The organism is Rhodococcus sp. AC861, from assembly GCF_979256035.1.
In genome coordinates, this window is the sequence record NZ_CEEDMW010000004.1 from 358,034 (window position 1) to 377,137 (window position 19,104).

Below are 19,104 nucleotides of genomic sequence, written 5' to 3' on the forward strand. Positions count from 1 at the left end.
TGCGTGCTCCGAACGAGCACAACCAGGGACGGCGTGACGGTAGGACTACCGGTACCACCCACCGGTATCGCGACGGCGGCACAATGGAACGGTGACCGACCGCCAGGACGACCTTGCCGCCACTCTGCGGGTATGGCGCGATCGGCTGTCACCGGCGTCGGTCGGTCTTCCCGTCGGGCGGGTCCGTCGCGCGTCCGGCCTCCGGCGTGAGGAACTTGCGGACCTCGCCGGTATCTCGGTGGACTACATCGTCCGCCTCGAGCAAGGCCGCGCCACGACGCCGTCGGCGCAGGTCCTGGGATCACTGGCGCGTGCGCTGCGGCTCACGACGGGGGAGCGGGACCACCTGTTCCGGCTGGCAGGACAGATCCCGCCCGCCGACAACGTCGTGTCGGACCACATTCCGCCGGGAGTGCAGCGGGTGGTGTCCCGCCTCGGCGATGCCGCCGTCGCGGTGTTCGCCGCGGACTGGCGTCTGATCTGGTGGAACAAGCTCTGGGCCGCGGCGATCGGAGATCCGTCCGCTATCGCACCGGCACGACGCAATTTCGCCCTCGACAGCTTCTCGCAGGATCCGACAGCTCTACATCTGTCGCGGTGGCCGGTCACGACGATCGACGGTTCGGAGGGTGTGAAGGCGGCGGTCGTGTCGGACCTACGATTCGCGACAGGTCGATTCCCCGGTGACGTGCGACTGAGAAGTCTGATCCGTCTGTTGGAAACGGAGAGTCCGGAGTTCGCCGAGTTGTGGTCGCGCGGTGCGGTCGGTGCACATCGCGAGGCGCACAAGGTCATTCACCACCCGTCGGTGGGGCCGATCACGGTGGACTGCGATGTGCTCACCGACGGCGACGCTCATCTGAAGATCGTCGTCATGACGGCCGCTCCGGACAGCGAGGACGAGACCAAGTTACGTCTCGCCGCCGTCACGGTGCCACAGGACGATTACGTGGATCATCCACCGTCGATGGCATCGGACAGCAGTTCGACGTAACGGCGATGTGCCGGAACGGATCTCGGTGAGGCGAGGATCCCGATGGCGAGAGTGTCGCCGAGACCGAAGACGGTATGCGTGAGCCCGGTGGTCGGCCCCAACCCCGCGAACGCTGTCATGAAGAGCGACCGCGTGCCCGCGACGGTCAGATCGTTCGGACCGCACCGTACGCTCGAGACGACCGTGTGTGCCGCAGCCTGCGTCCGCGGCGACGACATACGCCGGATGCCCTGTCGCAGAACGGCAGCGGGGAGGTGGTCGGCGACTCGAACGGAGTCGAGTACCGCCTGGTGCGTCGCCCGCACACGCTCCTCGGCCAGGTGTTTCGCGATGGCCAGGCTCTGGGTCGACCGGTCGTCGGAAGCGGGGAACAGGTCGACGTTCGCCGAGGCCAACCTGTTGACCCCCGAGAACTCGGCATCGTCGGGCAGCGCGACGGAGACGTGTGCCCCCAGGTCGTCGGGAACGTCGTGCCCCTGCTCGCGGAGGAATGCTGCCATCGCACGGGCGATCGCGCCGATCGAGGCGGTGGTGACGGACACCCGTGCGTCCGCGCCGGTCGTGGTGGACGAGGAGGCTCCGGTGACCTCGGACAGTGACCGGACCAGCACGTATCCGACCCTGTCGGGTCCCGGGTCGTCGTTGAACATCGTGACACTGCGCGGCGCGGGGTGGCGGGCGACCAGGCCCGCGTCGACGTCGCGGCGTAGATTGCGGGCCGATCGGAGGCTTCGTCGGACGGCGCGCGCCGTTCCGATGATCTGACCGGGTACGCGGAGCAGCCCGGCTGCTGCGGCGACGTGTGGTGAGACGGCCTGCCGAACCGCCGGCGTCGGGAGGTCGTCCGCGACGGAGTCGTCACCGAGCAGCGCCCGGGTGATCGCCACCGCTCCGGACCCGTCGGTCACGCAATGAGCCAGTTGTACGACCACGATGGTGGCAGGACCTGTCGACGACGGCACATCGAGAACGTCGGGCAGGACGTGGACACGCCAGGACGTGCGCTGTGTGTCGACCGGAGTCGCGAGGACGGCCCCGAGGGCCCTCGGCGCGTCGGTCCATGACAGACCGCGGTTCGCATTCACCACGATGTCGTCGCGCATCGGCGCCTCGCGCGCGGTCCACGACGGGTAGTCGAGGTTCAGCGTCGGAACCGACAGTCGCACTCGCAGTGCGGCGATCGCGTCGGCCCGGTCCGCGATCGCGGACACCAGGGTCTCCGTCCGCAGGCCGGTGGTGCCGTGGTCGAGCGCCGTGGTGATGTAGTGATCGGTCGTGCTACCCGGGCGGGACTGGTAGTGGAACGCTGCGTCCTTGGGGTCGAGCCGTGTCGTTGCCATCGATCGTCGACCCTAACCGCTGAGCTACCCGGCCGCGTCGTCTCTGCGCAGTCGCAACGGCGGGGCAGTGGTGGAGCGGGACACCAGGGTCGGGGTGAGGACCGTGTTCGACGCCTGATCACCCGCCGCCAGTGCCAACGCCGCGTCCACGGCTGCTCCGGCGAGCCGTCTCGCGTCCTGGGAGACGGTCGTCAGGGCGACGTGGGACAGTCCTGCCACGCGCGAGTCGTCGTAGCCGATCACGGAGACGTCGCCTGGCACGGTGAGTCCCCGTGCGACGAGTGCGCTCAATACGCCTGTGGCACAACGGTCGTTGAACGCGATGACGGCGGTAGGTGGATCGGCGCGAGACATCAGCGAGTCCAGGGCGCGCGCGCCGTCGTCCTCGCTGAGACCGCCGCGCACGATCGTCGCGGGCCCCTGATCCAGCCGGGACATACTGCGCCGGAATCCGGTCGATCGGTCGTCGCTGCCGGGTGCGCCGTCGCCGTCGACGAAGGCGATGCGGCAGTGACCGAGTTCGATCAGGTGATCCACCGCCAGAATCATGCCCGCGGTGTCGTCCGCGCGCACCGTGGTCACCCCCGGTGAGTCGACACGCCTCGCGACGACGACTGTGGGAGTGCGCGCCGAGATCAGCTCCAACTCCTCGTCGTCGAGGCGACTGCCGATCAGAATGGTTGCCTCGCACCGCTCGTGGCGCAGTGAACTCAGGGCGGACGTTTCGTCCCGGCTGGGTGCGACCGCGCTGATCATGACGTCGAAACCTCTTTCGGCCGCGGCTGCGTACACGTGCTCGACGAGATCGCCGTGGAAGGGCTGCTGAAGCTCGAAGACGACACCGAGCAATCGTGAGCTGGCCTGACGGAGTTTGCTGGCGCGACGATCCCGCACGTATCCGAGGCTGTCCGCGACGTCCTTGATGCGTGCCCGGGTGGCGGCACTCGCACCAGGTGCGTCGCGGAAGACGATGGACACCAACGCCGTGGACACGCCTGCCGCGCGAGCGACGTCGGCCATCGTGGCCGGGCGGTCGACGCGATTCGGTCCGGGCGAGCTCGGGGGTGCCACGGACGCATCATAGCGGGGTCTTGACGGTGTCGTCTAGAACGTTCTAGCATCGCCGAACAGGAACACTAGAACGTACTAGTAGGAGTGAAGACATGGCGGTTCATACCCCCGGCCCCGTCCGGGTGGCAGTACTCGGCGCGGGAAGGATCGGCGCGAACCACGCCGAGATCGTGGCGCGACGCGTCCCCGGTGCGGAACTCCGCGCCATCGCCGATCCGGTGCCCGGAGCCGCCGAGCGACTGGCGGACGAGCTCGGCGTGGACGTCGTCTCGACCGACATCTCCGCCACGCTCCGGCGCGACGACATCGACGCCGTCGTGATCGCTGCGCCCGCTCGCAGCCACACCGACCTGGTGGTCGAGGCCGCGGAGGCAGGCAAGAACATTTTCGTCGAGAAGCCGATGGCTGTGACGCTCCAGGACGCCGATCGTGCGATCGCCGCCGCCGAGTCGGCGGGTGTCGTCCTGCAGGTGGGGTTCAACCGTCGATTCGCCCCGGGGTTCGCGGCGGCTCGCGCTGCAGTCGACCAGGGACGCATCGGTACCCCGCAGCTGCTGCGGTCTCTGACGAGGGATCCGGGCCCCTTCGGCGGAGACCCTGCCCGGACACCGCCGTGGACCATCTTCCTCGAGACCTTGATCCACGATTTCGACACGCTGTGCTTCCTCAACCCCGGTGCAGCGCCGATCCGCGTGCACGCCATGGCGGATGCGCTGATTCGTCCCGACGCACGCAGCTCGGAATTCCTCGACACCGCCGTCGTCACCATCGCGTTCGAGGGAGGAGCGTTGGCGACGGCGGAGGCCAGCTTCTCCGCTCTGTACGGCTACGACGTCCGCGGTGAAGTGTTCGGCTCGGCAGGCATGATCACGGCCGGCAGCGCTGCATCGACGGACATGGTGCTGTACGCGGCCGACGGCATGTCCGTCGACACGGCGCGGCGCGACACCGACCTGCTCCGCTCGGCGTACATCGGCGAGTTCACCTCTTTCGTCGACGCGATCCGGTCGAACACTGCGGCGGTCGTCGGCGGCCACGACGCACGAGTCGCGCTGTCGATCGCTCTCGCCGCTATCCGGAGTATCGAGACCGGCGCTCCCGTCGACCTGGCCGACATCGATGTCGTGGGTGCACGGTGACGTACACGTTGGCCGCGAGCGCCGAAATGCTCTATCTGGACATGCCGTTCGTCGACCGTGTCCGCAGAATCGCCGACCGCGGTCTCGCTGTGGAGATCTGGAACTGGGCCACGAAGGACATCGACGACCTGCGGGCGACCGGGGCGACCTTCTCGTCGATGACCGGATACCTCCGAGGCAGCCTGACCGATCCGGACGGCATCGAGGAGTTGATCGACACCGCGGAGGAATCGCTAGGGGTTGCCGACCGCCTGGACTGTCCGCGCCTCAATCTGCACGGCACCGGCTTGGATGCGAACGGGCTGCCCGTGCACCCGGTGCACACCGTCACTCCCGACATGTGGCTCACGGCAGCCGACACCCTGCGACGGGTGGCAGCACTCGGCGAGCGCGCCGGACGCGTATTCACGTTGGAGAACCTCAACACCGCCGTCGACCATCCCGGGACTCCGTTCGCGACCGCGGCCGACACCCTCACTCTCGTTCGTGCGGTGGACAATCCGTTCCTTCGCATGAATCTTGACCTCTACCATGCCCAGATCGGCGAGGGGAATCTCATCGAGACAGTGACGACGTCGCTTCCGTTCATCGGCGAGATCCAGGTTGCCGACGTGCCCGGCCGCTGCGAGCCGGGCACGGGTGAGATCGCCTATCCGGTGATCGCCCGCGCGCTCCGGAACATCGGGTACGACGGAGTCATCGGACTCGAGGGGTGGGCGCGAGCAGACTCCGACGAGGCGCTGTCGGCGTTCGAATCTGCGTTCGCACTGGGTGACTGAGCGTCAGGTGAGGTCCTTGATGTCGATCTTGTAGTACGCGATCTTGCGGTACAGAGTTGCTCGGCTCATACCCAGACGTGCTGCCGCCGCACTCATCGTGGTCCTGCCGGACGACAGCACGCGGACGATCTCGCCGTGTTCGAAGGCCTCGATGGTGGTCAGTCTTCTGCTCGGGCCGACCAGCAGCTCCGGCGGGAGGATCGATACATCGACCACGTCGGAGCGCGACACCGCCTCGGCGACGACCGCGCGGAGTTCTGCTGCTCCGGCCGGCCAGTGATAGTTCTGCAAGGCCCGCTCGGCCGCGGCGGTCATGCGCACCTCGCGTCCGCGTGCGGTGACTGCGAACTCGCGGGCGAGAGGGAGGATGTCCTCGGGCCGATCGGACAACGGTGCCAGCGGCGCCACGGATGTCACGACCGAGGCGAGCGCGCGCGGAACATCCTGCAGCCGTTCCACTGTCACGGCAAACGGCATACGGGGTCCGCGGGGTGAGAGCATCAGGTCGGCCAATCGTCCTGCCGCGAACTCCGGGAGCGTGTCGACGTCGCGCAGGATGACGACGGTGTCGGTGCGGTCGGCTTCGAAGGACCAGAGATCGAGCCACGTCTCGACGTCGTCGGGTGTCGGTGCCGACGCGCAGAGGATGCGATGGCGCGGGAATGCCCGCCGCGCCGCGTGTGTGAGCACCGTGGACCGTCCGGATCCGGGATGTCCCACCGCCGCGACGGGCGACCCCGACGCCATGGCTGCGTAGGCATCGGCCTCGGTCCGCGCCCAGCTCTCGCCCAGTCGGACACCCGCTCCAGTGGAGCCGTGCCGGACGCGGAAGAGGTTGCGGCGTACCGGTTGTCGTGCGCGGTGACCCGACGACCGTGCGAGCATCGACGTGGAGATGGTGCTCGCCGCCGACCGTGCCAGGGTCAGAAGCAGGTCGCTCGAGGTTCCCGACCACGTCGTGAGATTGACGGCACCCTGCAGACGCCCCGACGTCGGATCCAGGACCGGGGCGGCGGCACAGGTGAATCCCGTGAGGCTGTGGGAGTAGTGCTGATCGGCCCTGACGAGGGTGGGTGCCAGATCGGCGAGGGCGAGACCGAGGCCGTTGGTCCCGACCTCACGCTCGGAATAGCCGAAACCCGGTGCGAGGTGCACGGCGTCCAGCGCGCGGAGCAAGGCGTGGTCCCCGCTGACTCGCGTGAGGACGACCCCGTCCGCGTCGGTCAGCATCAAGCCGACGGGTTCGGACGTCAGAGTTCGCAGCAGGTCGGCCAAGACGTCGTCGCCGCATTCGTGGAACAGCGATTCGTGCTTCTCGGTGCCGGTGAACACCGGCTCGACGGTCTCGAGGGAGATGCCGTATCGCTCGCTGCGGAGCCACGACGCACGCAGTCGCGGCGTCACCGACACCACCGGTCGGCGATCTCCGTCGGGGAGCTGATGGGGCACGGATGTCCTTCGAGTCGTGTGTGGTTGTGACCCAGGTTACATCCCGTCCGAGTTCACGCCCGTCTCAGATTGAGACGCCGGACGCCACGAGGACGAGGGGTCCGCGCCCTACCGTCGACCTCACCGGTAGTGACGACAGTCACACGACGAGGGGATCTGACGATGTACACCAAGGGCGAGGACAACTTCTTCATCGTGGACGCACATGTTGCGTTGTGGGATGCACGGGCGCAGAACCAGCGCAACATCCACGGCAAGCAGTTCATCGACTGCTTCTACGACTACCACCGCAATCTGTCGCCGGAGTCGGAACTGTGGACGTACGACGAGTACCTGTACCAGGGCGGCGAACGCCTGATGAAAGACCTGTTCGCGGACGGCTATGTCGATCACGCGATCTTCCAGCCGGCGCATCTCGGAGAGTTCTACAACAACGGTTTCGGTCAGACCGAGGAGGCGTGGGCTCTGACCCAGCAGCACTCCGACAAGCTGACCTACAACCACCACTTCGACCCTCGCAACGGTGAGCGTGGTCTCGACCAGCTACGTGCCGACGCGGAGCGGTTCGGTTTGAAGGGCGTGAAGCTCTACACCGCCGAATGGCACGGGGATTCGCGCGGATACAAGCTCGACGACCCGTGGGCGCTGAAGTACTTCGACGCGTGCCGTGAGCTGGGCATCAAGAACATCCACGTCCACAAGGGTCCGACCATCCGCCCGCTGGACCGCGATGCGTTCGACGTCGCCGACGTCGATCACGTGGCCAGCGAATACACGGATCTGAACTTCGTCGTGGAGCATTGCGGGTTGCCGCGCCTCGAGGACTTCTGCTGGATAGCCACCCAGGAGCCGAACGTGCACGCCGGACTCGCTGTTGCCATGCCGTTCATCCATTCGCGGCCGAAGTACTTCGGTCAGATCATGGGCGAGCTCCTGTACTGGATCGGTGAGGACCGCATCCAGTTCTCCTCCGACTACGCGATCTGGACGCCGAGGTGGTTGGTCGAGTCGTTCGTCGACTTCCAGATCCCCGAGGAACTGAACGAGTACCCGCCCATCACGCTGGATCAGAAGAAGAAGGTGCTGGGACTCAACGCGGCGAAGATGTACGACATCCCCGTACCGCCGGACCTGCAGATCGCCGACGCGAACGAGACCGCCACGGGCCCACGCGGCGCCGATCTCGCGGCGGACGACGCTCTCGTGGGGGCGTGAGAGATGGACTACGTCGACTCGGCGATCGACGCGCTCGGGGCGGTGATCGATCCGGAACTGGACGAACCCATCACGGACCTGGACTTCGTAGAATCGGTGACCGTATCCGACGATCGTGATGTCGTCGTCCATCTGAGGTTGCCGACGTCGTTCTGCGCTCCGAATTTCGCTTACCTGATGGCGTCGGATGCGAAGGACGTTCTTCTCGGACTCGAGTGGACGAGGACCGTGACCGTCGAACTCGACGGCCACCACGACTCTCCGATCATCAACGCCGGGCTCGCGGCCGATGCCGGGTACCGCGGCACCTTCGCCCACGAGGCGCAGGACGACCTCGAGGAACTGCGGACCACCTTTCTGCGGAAAGCGCACGTCGCCGCGATGGAACGGTGCCTCACCGGAGTCATGAAACGCGATCCGAGTCGCAGAATGCAGGACATGGGAACTGTTCTCCTACAGGATCTCCCGGACGACGACGCGACCAGGGCTCTGGTGTCCCGGCGCAGATCCATCGGACTGGGCGCAGCTCCCGACAGCCTCGTGATGGTCGACCACACGGGCGCGCCCTACGCGGAGATCGACGTGCCGCTGGCTCTGCGCCGGGCACGATCGACCCGCATCTCCATCGACGGCAACGCACACTTCTGCCGCGGATTGTTGAGAACCCGCTACGACGACCCGGACCGGACGACCGTGTCCGCGTGAGCACACCAACCGTCGAAACTTTCTCCTGAATCGAGGAACACCACCATGAGCACCATGCGCGCCGTTCAAGTCGTCGGCTACCACGAGAAGCTCCGCATGACGGAACTGCCGATACCCACTCCCACGGGCCCTTTCGACGTCATCGTCAGAATCGGAGGCGCCGGGGTCTGCCGGACCGACCTCCACATCCTGGAGGGACAGTGGGCCGAGAAGTCGAATGTGCCTCTGCCGTACACCATCGGTCACGAGAACGCGGGATGGGTTCATGCCGTCGGCTCGGCCGTCACCAACGTCGCGGAGGGCGACAAGGTCATCGTCCACCCGCTGATCACGTGCGGCCTGTGCCGTGCGTGCCGCTCCGGTGACGACGTGCATTGCGAGATCAATCAGTTCCCCGGCATCGACACCGACGGCGGGTATGCGGAATACCTCAGGACGTCGGCACGCAGCGTCGTCAAGCTCGACGACTCCCTGGAGCCCTCCGACGTCGCAGCACTGGCCGACGCGGGCCTGACCGCCTACCACGCAGCGGCGAAGGCGGCCCGGCACTTGACGCCCCGCGACCGCGTGGTCGTCATCGGCGCAGGTGGATTGGGGCACATCGGAATCCAGGTGCTCAAGGCACTGACCGCGGCGGAGATCGTCGTCGTCGACCGGAACGCGGACGCCGTGAAACTCGCCCTGTCCATCGGCGCCGACCACGGTGTCGTCGCGGACGGGACCCATATCGAGCAGGTGCTCGACCTCACCGGCGGGACCGGGGGAGAGGCCGTGATCGATTTCGTCGGTGAGGGCGGCGCAACCGCGGAGGGCATCGCGATGCTGCGGCAGGCCGGAAACTATCACGTCGTGGGCTACGGCGAGAACATCGACGTCCCCACCATCGACATCGTGTCGTCGGAGATCAACATCATCGGCAACCTGGTCGGCTCCTACAACGACCTCTGCGACCTGATGGCGCTGGCCGCTCGCGGTGCGGTCGTACTGCATACCGCGAAATATGCATTGGACGACTTCCAGAGTGCCATCGACGATCTCGATGCCGGAGTCGTCCGCGGACGGGCCATTCTGACTCCGTGAGAGAAGGCCCGTCCGTCCGTCAGTGAGTGACCAGGTCGTCGGCGTCGGTGAGCGTCGCACCGGTAGCGCGGTGCACCTCGTCGACCCCGACGCCCGGCGCGGTTTCGCGCAACACGAGCGTGCCGTCGCCGACCACGTCGATGACCGCATAGTTCGTGATGATGCGGTCCACGACTGCCTGGCCCGTGAGGGGAAGCGTGCACGCGTCGACGATCTTGGGGTTGCCGTCGCGGTCGGTGTGCTCCATGACGACGATGACCCGCGCAGCGCCGTGCACAAGATCCATGGCGCCGCCCATGCCCTTGACCATCTTGCCGGGAACCATCCAGTTGGCCAGATCGCCACCGGCCGACACCTGCATGCCGCCGAGAACCGCCGTGTCGATGTGGCTGCCGCGGATCATGCCGAACGACAGTGCCGAGTCGAAGAATGCGGCGCCGGGAAGAACGGTCACCGTTTCCTTGCCGGCGTTGATGAGGTTGGCGTCGACTTCGTCTTCCGTCGGGTACGGGCCGGTACCGAGGATGCCGTTCTCGGAATGCAGGGTGACGTGGACGGCAGGGTCGAGGAAACCGGGAATCAAGGTCGGCAGACCGATTCCCAGATTGACGTAGTCGCCGTCGCGCAGTTCCGCGGCGGCGCGGCGCGCCATGTCCTGGCGGGACCAGCCGGTCGAGTCGCTCATCGTGTTGCTCCTGCCTCTCGGGTGGTGCGCTTCTCGATACGCGGGGTCTGGGGGCCGGTCTCGACGATGCGCTGGACGAAGACGCCGGGCAGGTGCACGTGGGCCGGATCGATCTCTCCCGGTTCGACCAACCTCTCGACCTGCGCGATGGTGATGCGCCCAGCCATCGCGGCGAGCGGGTTGAAATTCATGGCGGCCTTGTCGAAGACGAGGTTGCCGTCGGTGTCACCGATATGCGCGTGGACCAGCGCGTAGTCGGCGGTGATCGACTCCTCCATCACGTAGCGCTTCGCACCGAACACCCGGGTCTCCTTGGGCGGCGACGCCAGGCTGATCGAGCCGTCGGCGGCGTATCGCCACGGCAATCCGCCGTCCGCGATCGGGCTGCCCACTCCCGCGGGGGTGAAGAACGCGGGAATGCCGGCGCCGCCCGCCCGCAGTCGCTCCGCGAGGGTGCCCTGAGGGGTGAGCTCCACTTCGAGCTCGCCGGACAGATACTGGCGCGCGAACTCCTTGTTCTCGCCGACGTAGGACGCGGTGACTCGTCGGATGCGGTGCGCGGCCAGGAGAATGCCGAGGCCGTGGCCGTCGACACCGCAGTTGTTCGAGAACACCTCGAGGTCCGTGACATCGGTCGCGGCGAGCGCGGCGATGAGTGCGTCGGGTATGCCGCAGAGTCCGAAGCCCCCGACGGCGATGCTGGCGCCGTCGGGGACGCCGCGGACCGCGTCGGCCGGGGTGGACAGGACGTCGGTAGCCACGTGTCTCCTCCTGTGTCGGTGATGCTCGTATGCCGACGATTCGATCAGACGTCGGGAGCCGACCGCATCCGATTCGGTCCATCTGCTCACCGGCCGACTGCCGCGTGGCTCATGCGTTCACTCAGTGGACACCTGTGGGTACTCTGATCGCATGATTGACGCTGGACCGTCGGTGATCGGGCGCGCAGCAGCAGTGATGCGTGCTGTTGGTGACTGCGAGCCGGACGGGGCGTCCACCTCGGACATTGCGCGCAGCGCCGGACTGGCCCGCCCCACTGCCCACCGGATGCTGGTCGCGCTCGCCGCCGAAGGGATTCTGGACAGGCACGAATCCGGGCGCTGGTCGCTGGGCCCCGAGATGTATCTGCTGGGGGCTCTCGCGGCCGAGCGTTACGACATCACGTCGAGTGCGCGCGACATCATGCGGGAGCTGGCTCGGGCCACCGGAGAGAGCGCGTTCCTGTCCGCGCGTCGGGGGGACGAGACCGTCTGCATCGCCGCCGAGGAGGGTAGCTTCCCGCTCAGATCCCATGTGCTGCACATCGGTTTGCGTATGCCGCTGGGAATCGCGTCGGCCGGCCTGGTCATCCTCGCCCATCTTCCGGAAGCGGAACGTGAGCGCTACCTGGCCCGAGCGGACCTGGGCGCCCTCGGTGATCACCACGCGCCCGAGCGAATCGCCGAACGAGTCGACGAGGTGCTGACCCTCGGCTACTCGGTCAATCCGGGACTCCTCGTCGAGGGCAGTTGGGGGATGGGCGCCGCCGTCTTCGACCGACGGGACTCGCCGGCGTGGGCACTGAGTCTCACCGGGGTGGGTACGCGCTTCGACGACACCCGTCGGCCGCTTCTCGGTGAGCATCTTCTGCGTGCCGCCCATGCATTGTCCTCGCGTCTGCGGTAATTCGAGCGGCGGAGCAGGGGAGTCGACGGACGACCGGCCCGGTAATCAAGTTATTCCACCGTTATCATCGGTGAGCCACCACGACAACGTCGGAAAGTGGGCGGTAAACGCTTGCTAGCAGGCTGTTCGTGCAATTTTGCCCGGCTGATCATTCGAGTAAATGCATTTCCGTGATGTCGTTGACATTGTCGTACGACCTCTGTTCTACTTCGTTTATGCCGTAAGTCTCCGTCGCATTCGACGGAGTCGGCCTCGCGTCATCTCTCACCACATCGCCTGCGTCGTCGGGGACAGGCCATGTGTTCTCACGTGTCACGGACCTACCCGGTCCGCACGTTTCGCTCATTCCTTAGGACGCACATGTACCCCACGCACCCTCGCTCGACATCCTGCCCTTCGGTACGCCGGGCACTCGTGCCCATGGTCGGCACGGTCGCCGCCATGACGGCCGCGGTGATGATGGTCGGAACCGCGACAGCCGGAGCCGCGACCCCCATCGGTCTGGGTACCGCCGATCCCTATGCGATCCTCGCGGGAAGCACGGTGACCAACACGAACCCGTCCGTCATCTCCGGCAACGTCGGCGTCAGCCCGGGGACGGCCGTCGAGGGGTTCCCGCCGGGTCTTGTCCAGAACGGGGAGATCGTTCGCGCGGGACCCGTTGCGCTGCAGGCGAAGATCGATCTCACCACGGCCTACAATCAAGCCGCGGGCGAGGCCGTGACCGAGCAGGTCGGCGCAGAACTGGGCGGGCGGACCTTGCTTCCCGGTGTCTACAACTCGGGTGGCCCGATGAACGTCACGGGTACTGTCACGCTCGATGCGAAGGAAGATCCGGCCGCGGTGTTCGTGTTCCAGACGCCGTCCACTCTCATCACCGCCTCCAGCAGCAGGGTCGCGCTGATCGGTGTGAACCCGTGCAACGTCTTCTGGCAGGTCGGCAGCTCCGCCACTCTGGGTACGTCGACGAGCTTCGTCGGCACCGTCATGGCGCAGGAATCGATCACCTTGAACAACGGAGCGCGAGTGTCCGGGCGGATGTTCGCGCGCACCGGTGCCGTCACGTTGGACAACAACGTCATCGATCGCGGAGGGTGCACACCGACCACCACGACGGAGGACAGCCCAGTTGTGGTTCCGCCGGTCGTCGTTCCGCCTGTGGTCGTTCCGCCGGTCGTGATCACCGTGCCGTCCATCCCCGGTCTGCCGCCCATTCCGGGCCTCCCGCCGGTGATCACCATTCCGGGTCTGCCGGGTGGTCCGCCGACATCATCCGCGCCGAACACGCCTGGTGGACCGGTGGTTCCGCCGGGTGCGACCGTTCCGAACACACCCGTCGGACCGGGCACTCCGAACACGCCGGGCACTCCGAACACACCGGGGATGCCTAATACACCCGGCACCCCGAACACGCCGGGAATGCCGAACACACCCGGCACCCCGACCATGCCCGGCGTTCCTACGGGTCCCGACGCACCCGGCACCTACTCGCCGGGGAGCCAGATCACGCAGGTACCGAGAGGATCCGTCGATACCGGTGACGGCAGCACCGTCCACAGTGCAGGCGTCTCCTCGACAGTTCCGGTCGGGATCGTCGCGGCCGCCCTCGTCGGCGTGGCAACGGTCGTCACCCGTCGTCGGCGCTGATGTGACGCATCGATTGTCGCGGGCACGCAGCACCGTCCTGGCGGTAGCGCTGGTAGCGGCCTCGGTGGTGGGATGTTCCACCGCCGAGGAACCGGTGAGCGCCGACACCAGTAGTGTTGCAGCGCAACAGAACGCAGAGACCACGTCGGTCGACACGGGAGTGAGCGACTCGTCGTCCACGGCTCTCGTGCCGACGCGTATCGATGTTCCGGCGATCGATGTCTCGTCCGACCTGATGGGTCTGGGTCTGCAGGCGGACGGCACCATGGAGGTGCCGCCCGGCGGCTTTCCGGCCGGGTGGTTCACCGGCTCGCCCGTCCCGGGGGAACTCGGACCCGCAGTCGTCGCGGGGCACGTCGATTGGGACGGCGCGCCGGGGGTCTTCTCCCGGCTCGGTGACCTCGAGGACGACGACGTGGTCACGGTGACGCGGAGCGACGGATCGGCGTCCACGTTCCGCGTGACCGACGTCGAGCAGTACCCGAAGTCGGATTTTCCGACCGAGTCCGTGTACGGGGACATCGACCGTCCGGGCATCCGCTTGATCACGTGCGGCGGCGAGTTCGACAGTGCGGCGTCGAGTTACGACGACAACGTCGTCGTCTATGCGGATCTGGTGTCGACGACCTCCTGACAGCGATCCACGCCGACGCACACGGATTACGTGGACATCGACGCTCGTATCCGGTCGATGATGTCCAGGGTTGCCACTGCGTCGGACAAGGGGTGGATCGACGACTCGCGACGTCCGGCATCGATCGTGCGCGCGGCGTCGACGGCGGCGTAGTGAAGGCCGTCCACCTGCAGACCCGGCTGCTCGACGTACTCGACGGTGCCACCGCCGCGCATCGTGACGGCGAAAGAGCCGGGCATGAAGAACGGGCCGGGGATCGTGAGGGTGCCGTCACGCCCGCACACGGTGGCGGTGGTGGGTGTGTCGGTCAGGATCGTCGTGTTGAGAACAGCGTGGCCGTCCGGTCCCGACAGGACGGCGGAGATCTGGCCGTCGATGTCCTCGGTCGCGGGCCGGCGCGTCGCGTACACCGTGTCGGGTCGACCCAGGACCGAGTATGCGAACGAGGCGACGTAGGTGCCCAGATCCAGCAGGGGGCCACCGGCCAACGTCGGGTCGTAGATGCGATGGTCTCGCGTGAAGAACTCGCCGTGGTCCGCAAGGACGGTGTGGATCGGGCCCAGCACTCCGCTGGAGAGAACCTGCTCGATCACGTCGAACTTGGGTAGGAACCTGGTCCACATCGCCTCTCCCGCGAAGACGCCGGCCGCTCCCGCAGCGTCGGCGATCTCCGCCGCTCCCGCCGCGTCGACTGCCAGCGGCTTCTCGACCAGTACGTGCTTGCCGGCGGCAATGGCGGCGAGGGCGTGGGCCCGATGTTCGGTATGAGGCGTCGCGACATAGACGATGTCGACGGCGTCGTCGGTGAACACCGCGTCGTACGTGCCGTGCGCGCGCTCGATGCCGTGCGCGAGCGCGAACTGCTCGGCGCGCGCCGCTGTTCTCGATCCCACCGCAACCACCTGCTGAGAGGTGTTCCGATGCAACGACTCCACGAATCGCGTCGCTATCCAGCCCGGGCCGAGGATCGCCCACCGCAGTGTCGGAGCATCCCGGGGGTCGGGCACTCGCGACTGCGGCAGGGAGTAGGTGGACGTCATGGCGAGAACTCAATCAGACGAAACCGCATTTGTCAGGACATTAGGATGTAATACTGCTCCGCATGACTGTGCGGGTAGGAATCATCGGAGTCGGCGTCATGGGAGCGGACCACGCCACCAACATCGACAGGTCGGTCTCGGGGGCCACCGTGTCCGCGGTCGCGGACTACGACGGCGCGCGTGCCGCGTCGGTCGCGTCGACACTCCGGGACGCAGCGGTGCTCGAGGACGGGCGAGCGGTGATCGAGAACGACGCCGTCGACGCCGTCATCATCGCCTCCCATGATTCGACGCATGCCGAGCTGGTCCACCTGGCGTTGGCTGCGGGCAAGCCGGTCCTGTGCGAGAAGCCGCTGGCTCCCACCGCCGCGGAATGCCGCGACATCATTGCGGCGCAGGGGGATCGGACTCTCATCACGGTGGGCTTCATGCGACGGTTCGACCCGGCCTACGTCGAATTGAAGCAGGCGGTGACGTCCGGAGACATCGGTGATGCCCTGGTCGCACACTGCATCAGCAGGAACGTCGAGGCATACCCGGGTGGAACGTCGGCATCGACCATCACCAATTCTGCGATCCACGAACTCGACATCATGCCCTGGCTGTTGTCGTCGCCGATCTCGGAGGTGAGCTGGCATGCCGGGCGTACCTCTCAGTTCTCCGGCACCCGGCAGGACCCGCAGATCATGTTGCTGCGCACGGAGTCGAACGTCCTCGTCACCGTCGAGATCTTCCTCAACGCGCGGTACGGGTACGACACCCGATGCGAGATCGTGGGGGAGACCGGCACATCCGCGTTGGCCCTGCCCGCCCACACCGTCACCGACAGCGACCGACGTCGCTCGCGCGCGTACCCCGCCGACTGGATTCCGAGGTACGCGGAGGCATACCGCCTTCAGCTGCAGGAGTGGGTGGACTCGATCGACGAGGGCCGTGTGGCGACGTTGGCGGATGCGAACGACGGCCTACGTGCGGGCCTGGTGGCCGACGCTCTCGTCGTCTCCATGAACGACGGCGGACGGACCGTGACTGTCGGGTGAGGCACGTCGGCTCCAGGCGAGTACGGACGCGGCGCCGACGACCCCGAGGAGGGTTCCGAGGACGAAGCCTCCGAAGTTCGCTGCGGGGAGCGCGACGAGCGCGAGAATCATCGCGCTGACTCCGGCCGGGATTCGCGTGTCCGGCCGGGCGATGACGGCCGCACCGCACACCGCCATCAGTGCACCGAGAAGCAGGGTGGACACCCCGGCGATCGAGGTGATGGTGATCAGCAGGTCGCCGATCCGGAGGCTGGTGAACGCCGGCAGGAGCAGGAACGCAGCCGACAGGCAGATCAGCACACCGCCCCAGAACGGCCGTCGAGATCTCCACCCGCGACCGCGGCTCAACACGAGTGGTCTCCGGCCTCGGCGGACACACTCAGGTTGGTGAGGGATGCGTGCGTCGCCGTGAGGGCGATGATCTCCGACGACGTGGCGGAGGCGTGCGACGCGCCGACCATGGCGGCGGCCGTCGCGCTGCCCTGTACTTCCCCGGTCGCGGACGCGTCGACACCGAGCCGGACGTCGTTCACGTCGACGGAGCCGTTGACCGACGCGACGTCGACGACGAGGGTTTCCGCGGTCAGCCCGGTACCTGGCACACGGGCGAACATCGTGACGTCACCGATGAGGGGGAGCCCTCGGGCCACTGTCGACAGACACACGTCGGACAGTCGGGCGCTGTCGACCTTGACGGCGATACTCGGCCGTGAGCCCGCGGCGGTGTCGACCGCCCGCGGATACACGGTGATCCCGTCGCCGTCGACAGCGCCGAACGTTCCGATGAAGCTCTGACCGGATACGGCGAAGTTCATCGGCAGCTGACCGCTGGCGATCCCGCCACCGATGACGCCCGTTCCGACCGCGCCGAGCACCGTGAAGCGGCCCCACCGGATACCTCCGGATCGGTCACTCGCGCGGTGTGTCGCGGCGTTCCTCGACAAGACAGTCCTCCTGGTCACCCCGACCTGTGCGAACGGCCCCGGTTTACCCCGGAGAGCCGGCACAAACCGCAACTCGGAGTGAGTCAGGACACTGTCAGGGCTTTCCCCGTGCAGGTGTCTGATAGGCGACGCCGTGGCGCAGCGGTGTGTGGTCGGAAGGAGAGTGTTCCGGCCCGACGGACGAACCATGGGGAGTGTCGTGCACCTCCGGCACTGCTTTGGGATCGCCGCCGGACGGCTGCGCACCGTCCTGGAGATCGTCCAGCCGCGTGGTGAGGATCTGGAGGACGTGTGCACGGTGGGCGGTCGCCCGCTCGTAGGCGATCAGATCCTGCATCTGATCGACGGTGAGGGTCCGAACGCGGTGAGTGAGGTCGCCCACCGTCAGATGGTCGTAGTCGGGAATGGGCGGGGCGGGGTGGGCGCTCCCGGTGTCGTCGGTAGTCATGGATTCGGCCTACCCGTCATGTCCGGGCACAAACGGTATGGGACGGCGCCTAGGGTCGTGAGGCATGGCACCCCACAGAATCGCGGTCATTCCCGGCGACGGCATCGGTAAGGAGGTGGTGCCTGCTGGTATCGCCGTTCTCGACGCGGCGGCGTCGGCCTTCGGTTTCGGGATCGAGTACGAACATTTCGACTACGCCAGCGCCGAGTTCTACACCCGGCACGGAAAGATGCTGCCGGACGGGTGGTTCGACGATCTGAAGACGTTCGACGCCATCTTCTTCGGTGCGGTCGGGTGGCCCGACGTGGTTCCCGACCACATCTCGCTGTGGGGCTCGCTGTTGCAGTTCCGTCGTCACTTCGACCAGTACGTCAACCTCCGCCCGATCCGGTTGATGCCGGGCGTCACGAGTCCCCTCGCGGGACGGGAAGTCGGCGACATCGACTTCTACGTCGTCCGTGAGAACACGGAGGGGGAGTACACCGACCTCGGCGGGCGCATGTTCGAGGGAACGGAGAGGGAGACCGTCATCCAGGAAACGGTCATGTCGCGCATCGGCGTCGACCGCATCCTGCGGTACGCCTTCGAGTTGGCGCAGACGCGACCGCGGCGGCGTCTGACCTCGGCCACCAAGAGCAACGGAATATCCATCTCGATGCCGTACTGGGACGAGCGCGTGGCGGCGATGGCCGCGAACTATCCGTCGATCGACGTCGACAGTTTCCACATCGACATACTCACCGCCAACTTCGTTCTGCATCCGGACTGGTTCGACGTGGTCGTGGCCAGCAACCTGTTCGGGGACATCCTGTCGGACCTCGGACCCGCGATCGCCGGGACCATCGGGATCGCACCGAGCGGCAACATCAACCCGGAGCGCAAGTTCCCGAGTCTGTTCGAACCGGTGCACGGTTCCGCACCCGCGATCGCAGGGAAGAACGTCGCCAATCCGATCGGTCAGATCTGGAGCGGCGCCATGATGCTCGACCACCTCGGGGAGCAGGAGGCCGCGGCCGCCGTGGTGAGAGCCATCGAGGATGTGCTGGCGAGCGGTGGGGATGCGCTGACGGCGGACATGGGCGGAACGGCGTCGACGGACGCGGTGGGCCGGCTGGTCGCGGACTGCATCACCGCCCCCTGAACCTGTCTGTCCAGCCGCACCGTCGGGGACAGGTTCGCTGTCACACCGCGAGGCGCCGTCCGATGTGACGGCGGCCAAGTCGGTGATT

Annotated in this window: 20 protein-coding genes; 11 read left to right on the top strand and 9 right to left on the bottom strand. The window is 66.9% G+C overall.

The window, feature by feature from the left end; all coding sequences use genetic code 11:
- Positions 1 to 91: 91 nt before the first annotated feature.
- Positions 92 to 994 (top strand): helix-turn-helix domain-containing protein, encoded by a 903-nt coding sequence (locus AC0IX4_RS15170; protein ID WP_471829683.1) that lies wholly within the window; start codon positions 92 to 94, stop codon positions 992 to 994.
- Here the strand turns inward: AC0IX4_RS15170 and AC0IX4_RS15175 are convergent.
- The gene (locus tag AC0IX4_RS15175; protein ID WP_471829684.1) at positions 955 to 2,334 is read right to left on the bottom strand and encodes a WS/DGAT domain-containing protein; all 1,380 of its coding nucleotides are present in this window, start codon (positions 2,332 to 2,334) and stop codon (positions 955 to 957) included. The two genes, AC0IX4_RS15170 and AC0IX4_RS15175, sit on opposite strands and share 40 nt — an antisense overlap.
- 24 nt (positions 2,335 to 2,358) lie before the next feature.
- Positions 2,359 to 3,354 (bottom strand): LacI family DNA-binding transcriptional regulator, encoded by a 996-nt coding sequence (locus AC0IX4_RS15180; RefSeq protein ID WP_471829931.1) that lies wholly within the window; start codon positions 3,352 to 3,354, stop codon positions 2,359 to 2,361.
- A 143-nt stretch (positions 3,355 to 3,497) separates the two neighbouring features.
- Between AC0IX4_RS15180 and AC0IX4_RS15185 the strand changes: the two genes are divergently transcribed.
- Together AC0IX4_RS15185 and AC0IX4_RS15190 are read left to right on the top strand one after the other, a co-directional pair.
- Positions 3,498 to 4,544, top strand: a complete 1,047-nt coding sequence (locus AC0IX4_RS15185) for a Gfo/Idh/MocA family oxidoreductase (protein WP_471829686.1) — start codon at positions 3,498 to 3,500, stop codon at positions 4,542 to 4,544.
- Between the two features lie 26 nt (positions 4,545 to 4,570).
- Positions 4,571 to 5,323, top strand: a complete 753-nt coding sequence (locus tag AC0IX4_RS15190; protein WP_471829932.1) for a TIM barrel protein — start codon at positions 4,571 to 4,573, stop codon at positions 5,321 to 5,323.
- Between the two features lie 3 nt (positions 5,324 to 5,326).
- Here AC0IX4_RS15190 and AC0IX4_RS15195 read toward each other — a convergent pair whose 3' ends face one another.
- Complete coding sequence (locus AC0IX4_RS15195) at positions 5,327 to 6,772, bottom strand: AAA-type ATPase lid domain-containing protein (RefSeq protein ID WP_471829688.1); 1,446 nt, start codon at positions 6,770 to 6,772, stop codon at positions 5,327 to 5,329.
- 162 nt (positions 6,773 to 6,934) lie between these two features.
- Here AC0IX4_RS15195 and AC0IX4_RS15200 point away from each other — a divergent pair, with 162 nt between their 5' ends.
- From AC0IX4_RS15200 to AC0IX4_RS15210, 3 genes are read left to right on the top strand one after another with little or no spacing between them, the layout of a single operon-like run.
- Positions 6,935 to 7,987: an amidohydrolase family protein gene (locus tag AC0IX4_RS15200; RefSeq protein ID WP_042573022.1), complete on the top strand. Its 1,053-nt coding sequence runs from the start codon at positions 6,935 to 6,937 to the stop codon at positions 7,985 to 7,987.
- A gap of 3 nt (positions 7,988 to 7,990) precedes the next feature.
- Positions 7,991 to 8,692, top strand: coding sequence for an iron-sulfur cluster assembly protein (locus tag AC0IX4_RS15205; RefSeq protein ID WP_042573023.1), 702 nt, complete (start codon positions 7,991 to 7,993; stop codon positions 8,690 to 8,692).
- Between the two features lie 54 nt (positions 8,693 to 8,746).
- The gene (locus tag AC0IX4_RS15210; protein ID WP_042573062.1) at positions 8,747 to 9,772 is read left to right on the top strand and encodes an NAD(P)-dependent alcohol dehydrogenase; all 1,026 of its coding nucleotides are present in this window, start codon (positions 8,747 to 8,749) and stop codon (positions 9,770 to 9,772) included.
- A gap of 19 nt (positions 9,773 to 9,791) precedes the next feature.
- Here AC0IX4_RS15210 and AC0IX4_RS15215 read toward each other — a convergent pair whose 3' ends face one another.
- A complete protein-coding gene (locus AC0IX4_RS15215) occupies positions 9,792 to 10,457 on the bottom strand; it encodes a 3-oxoacid CoA-transferase subunit B (protein ID WP_056069922.1) in 666 nt (221 codons plus the stop codon).
- Entirely contained in the window at positions 10,454 to 11,218 is a 765-nt protein-coding gene (locus AC0IX4_RS15220; RefSeq protein ID WP_471829689.1) for a CoA transferase subunit A, read from the bottom strand. Before AC0IX4_RS15220 ends, AC0IX4_RS15215 begins: the two co-directional genes overlap by 4 nt.
- A 151-nt stretch (positions 11,219 to 11,369) precedes the next feature.
- Here AC0IX4_RS15220 and AC0IX4_RS15225 point away from each other — a divergent pair, with 151 nt between their 5' ends.
- From AC0IX4_RS15225 to AC0IX4_RS15235, 3 genes are all read left to right on the top strand, one after another.
- Positions 11,370 to 12,122 (top strand): IclR family transcriptional regulator, encoded by a 753-nt coding sequence (locus AC0IX4_RS15225; protein ID WP_471829690.1) that lies wholly within the window; start codon positions 11,370 to 11,372, stop codon positions 12,120 to 12,122.
- A gap of 420 nt (positions 12,123 to 12,542) precedes the next feature.
- Positions 12,543 to 13,769, top strand: a complete 1,227-nt coding sequence (locus tag AC0IX4_RS15230) for an ice-binding family protein (protein WP_471829691.1) — start codon at positions 12,543 to 12,545, stop codon at positions 13,767 to 13,769.
- A gap of 1 nt (position 13,770) precedes the next feature.
- Positions 13,771 to 14,403 (top strand): class F sortase, encoded by a 633-nt coding sequence (locus AC0IX4_RS15235; RefSeq protein ID WP_471829692.1) that lies wholly within the window; start codon positions 13,771 to 13,773, stop codon positions 14,401 to 14,403.
- A gap of 26 nt (positions 14,404 to 14,429) precedes the next feature.
- Here the strand turns inward: AC0IX4_RS15235 and AC0IX4_RS15240 are convergent, their stop codons facing one another.
- Positions 14,430 to 15,443: a Gfo/Idh/MocA family protein gene (locus AC0IX4_RS15240; protein ID WP_471829693.1), complete on the bottom strand. Its 1,014-nt coding sequence runs from the start codon at positions 15,441 to 15,443 to the stop codon at positions 14,430 to 14,432.
- A 62-nt stretch (positions 15,444 to 15,505) separates the two neighbouring features.
- On the opposite strand from AC0IX4_RS15240, the gene AC0IX4_RS15245 reads away from it, so the two are divergent.
- Positions 15,506 to 16,483 carry a Gfo/Idh/MocA family oxidoreductase gene (locus tag AC0IX4_RS15245; RefSeq protein WP_042573029.1) on the top strand — a complete coding sequence of 326 codons (978 nt, stop codon included), beginning with the start codon at positions 15,506 to 15,508 and terminating at the stop codon, positions 16,481 to 16,483.
- Here the strand turns inward: AC0IX4_RS15245 and AC0IX4_RS15250 are convergent.
- The 3 genes from AC0IX4_RS15250 to AC0IX4_RS15260 form a co-directional block, all read right to left on the bottom strand.
- Positions 16,409 to 16,834 carry a DUF6114 domain-containing protein gene (locus tag AC0IX4_RS15250; RefSeq protein ID WP_471829695.1) on the bottom strand — a complete coding sequence of 142 codons (426 nt, stop codon included), beginning with the start codon at positions 16,832 to 16,834 and terminating at the stop codon, positions 16,409 to 16,411. The two genes, AC0IX4_RS15245 and AC0IX4_RS15250, sit on opposite strands and share 75 nt — an antisense overlap.
- Complete coding sequence (locus AC0IX4_RS15255; protein ID WP_471829697.1) at positions 16,828 to 17,427, bottom strand: DUF6230 family protein; 600 nt, start codon at positions 17,425 to 17,427, stop codon at positions 16,828 to 16,830. Before AC0IX4_RS15255 ends, AC0IX4_RS15250 begins: the two co-directional genes overlap by 7 nt.
- A gap of 94 nt (positions 17,428 to 17,521) precedes the next feature.
- Positions 17,522 to 17,875 (bottom strand): DUF8129 domain-containing protein, encoded by a 354-nt coding sequence (locus AC0IX4_RS15260; RefSeq protein WP_471829698.1) that lies wholly within the window; start codon positions 17,873 to 17,875, stop codon positions 17,522 to 17,524.
- 64 nt (positions 17,876 to 17,939) lie between these two features.
- Here AC0IX4_RS15260 and AC0IX4_RS15265 point away from each other — a divergent pair, with 64 nt between their 5' ends.
- Positions 17,940 to 19,016, top strand: a complete 1,077-nt coding sequence (locus tag AC0IX4_RS15265) for a tartrate dehydrogenase (RefSeq protein WP_471829699.1) — start codon at positions 17,940 to 17,942, stop codon at positions 19,014 to 19,016.
- Positions 19,017 to 19,104: the final 88 nt, after the last annotated feature.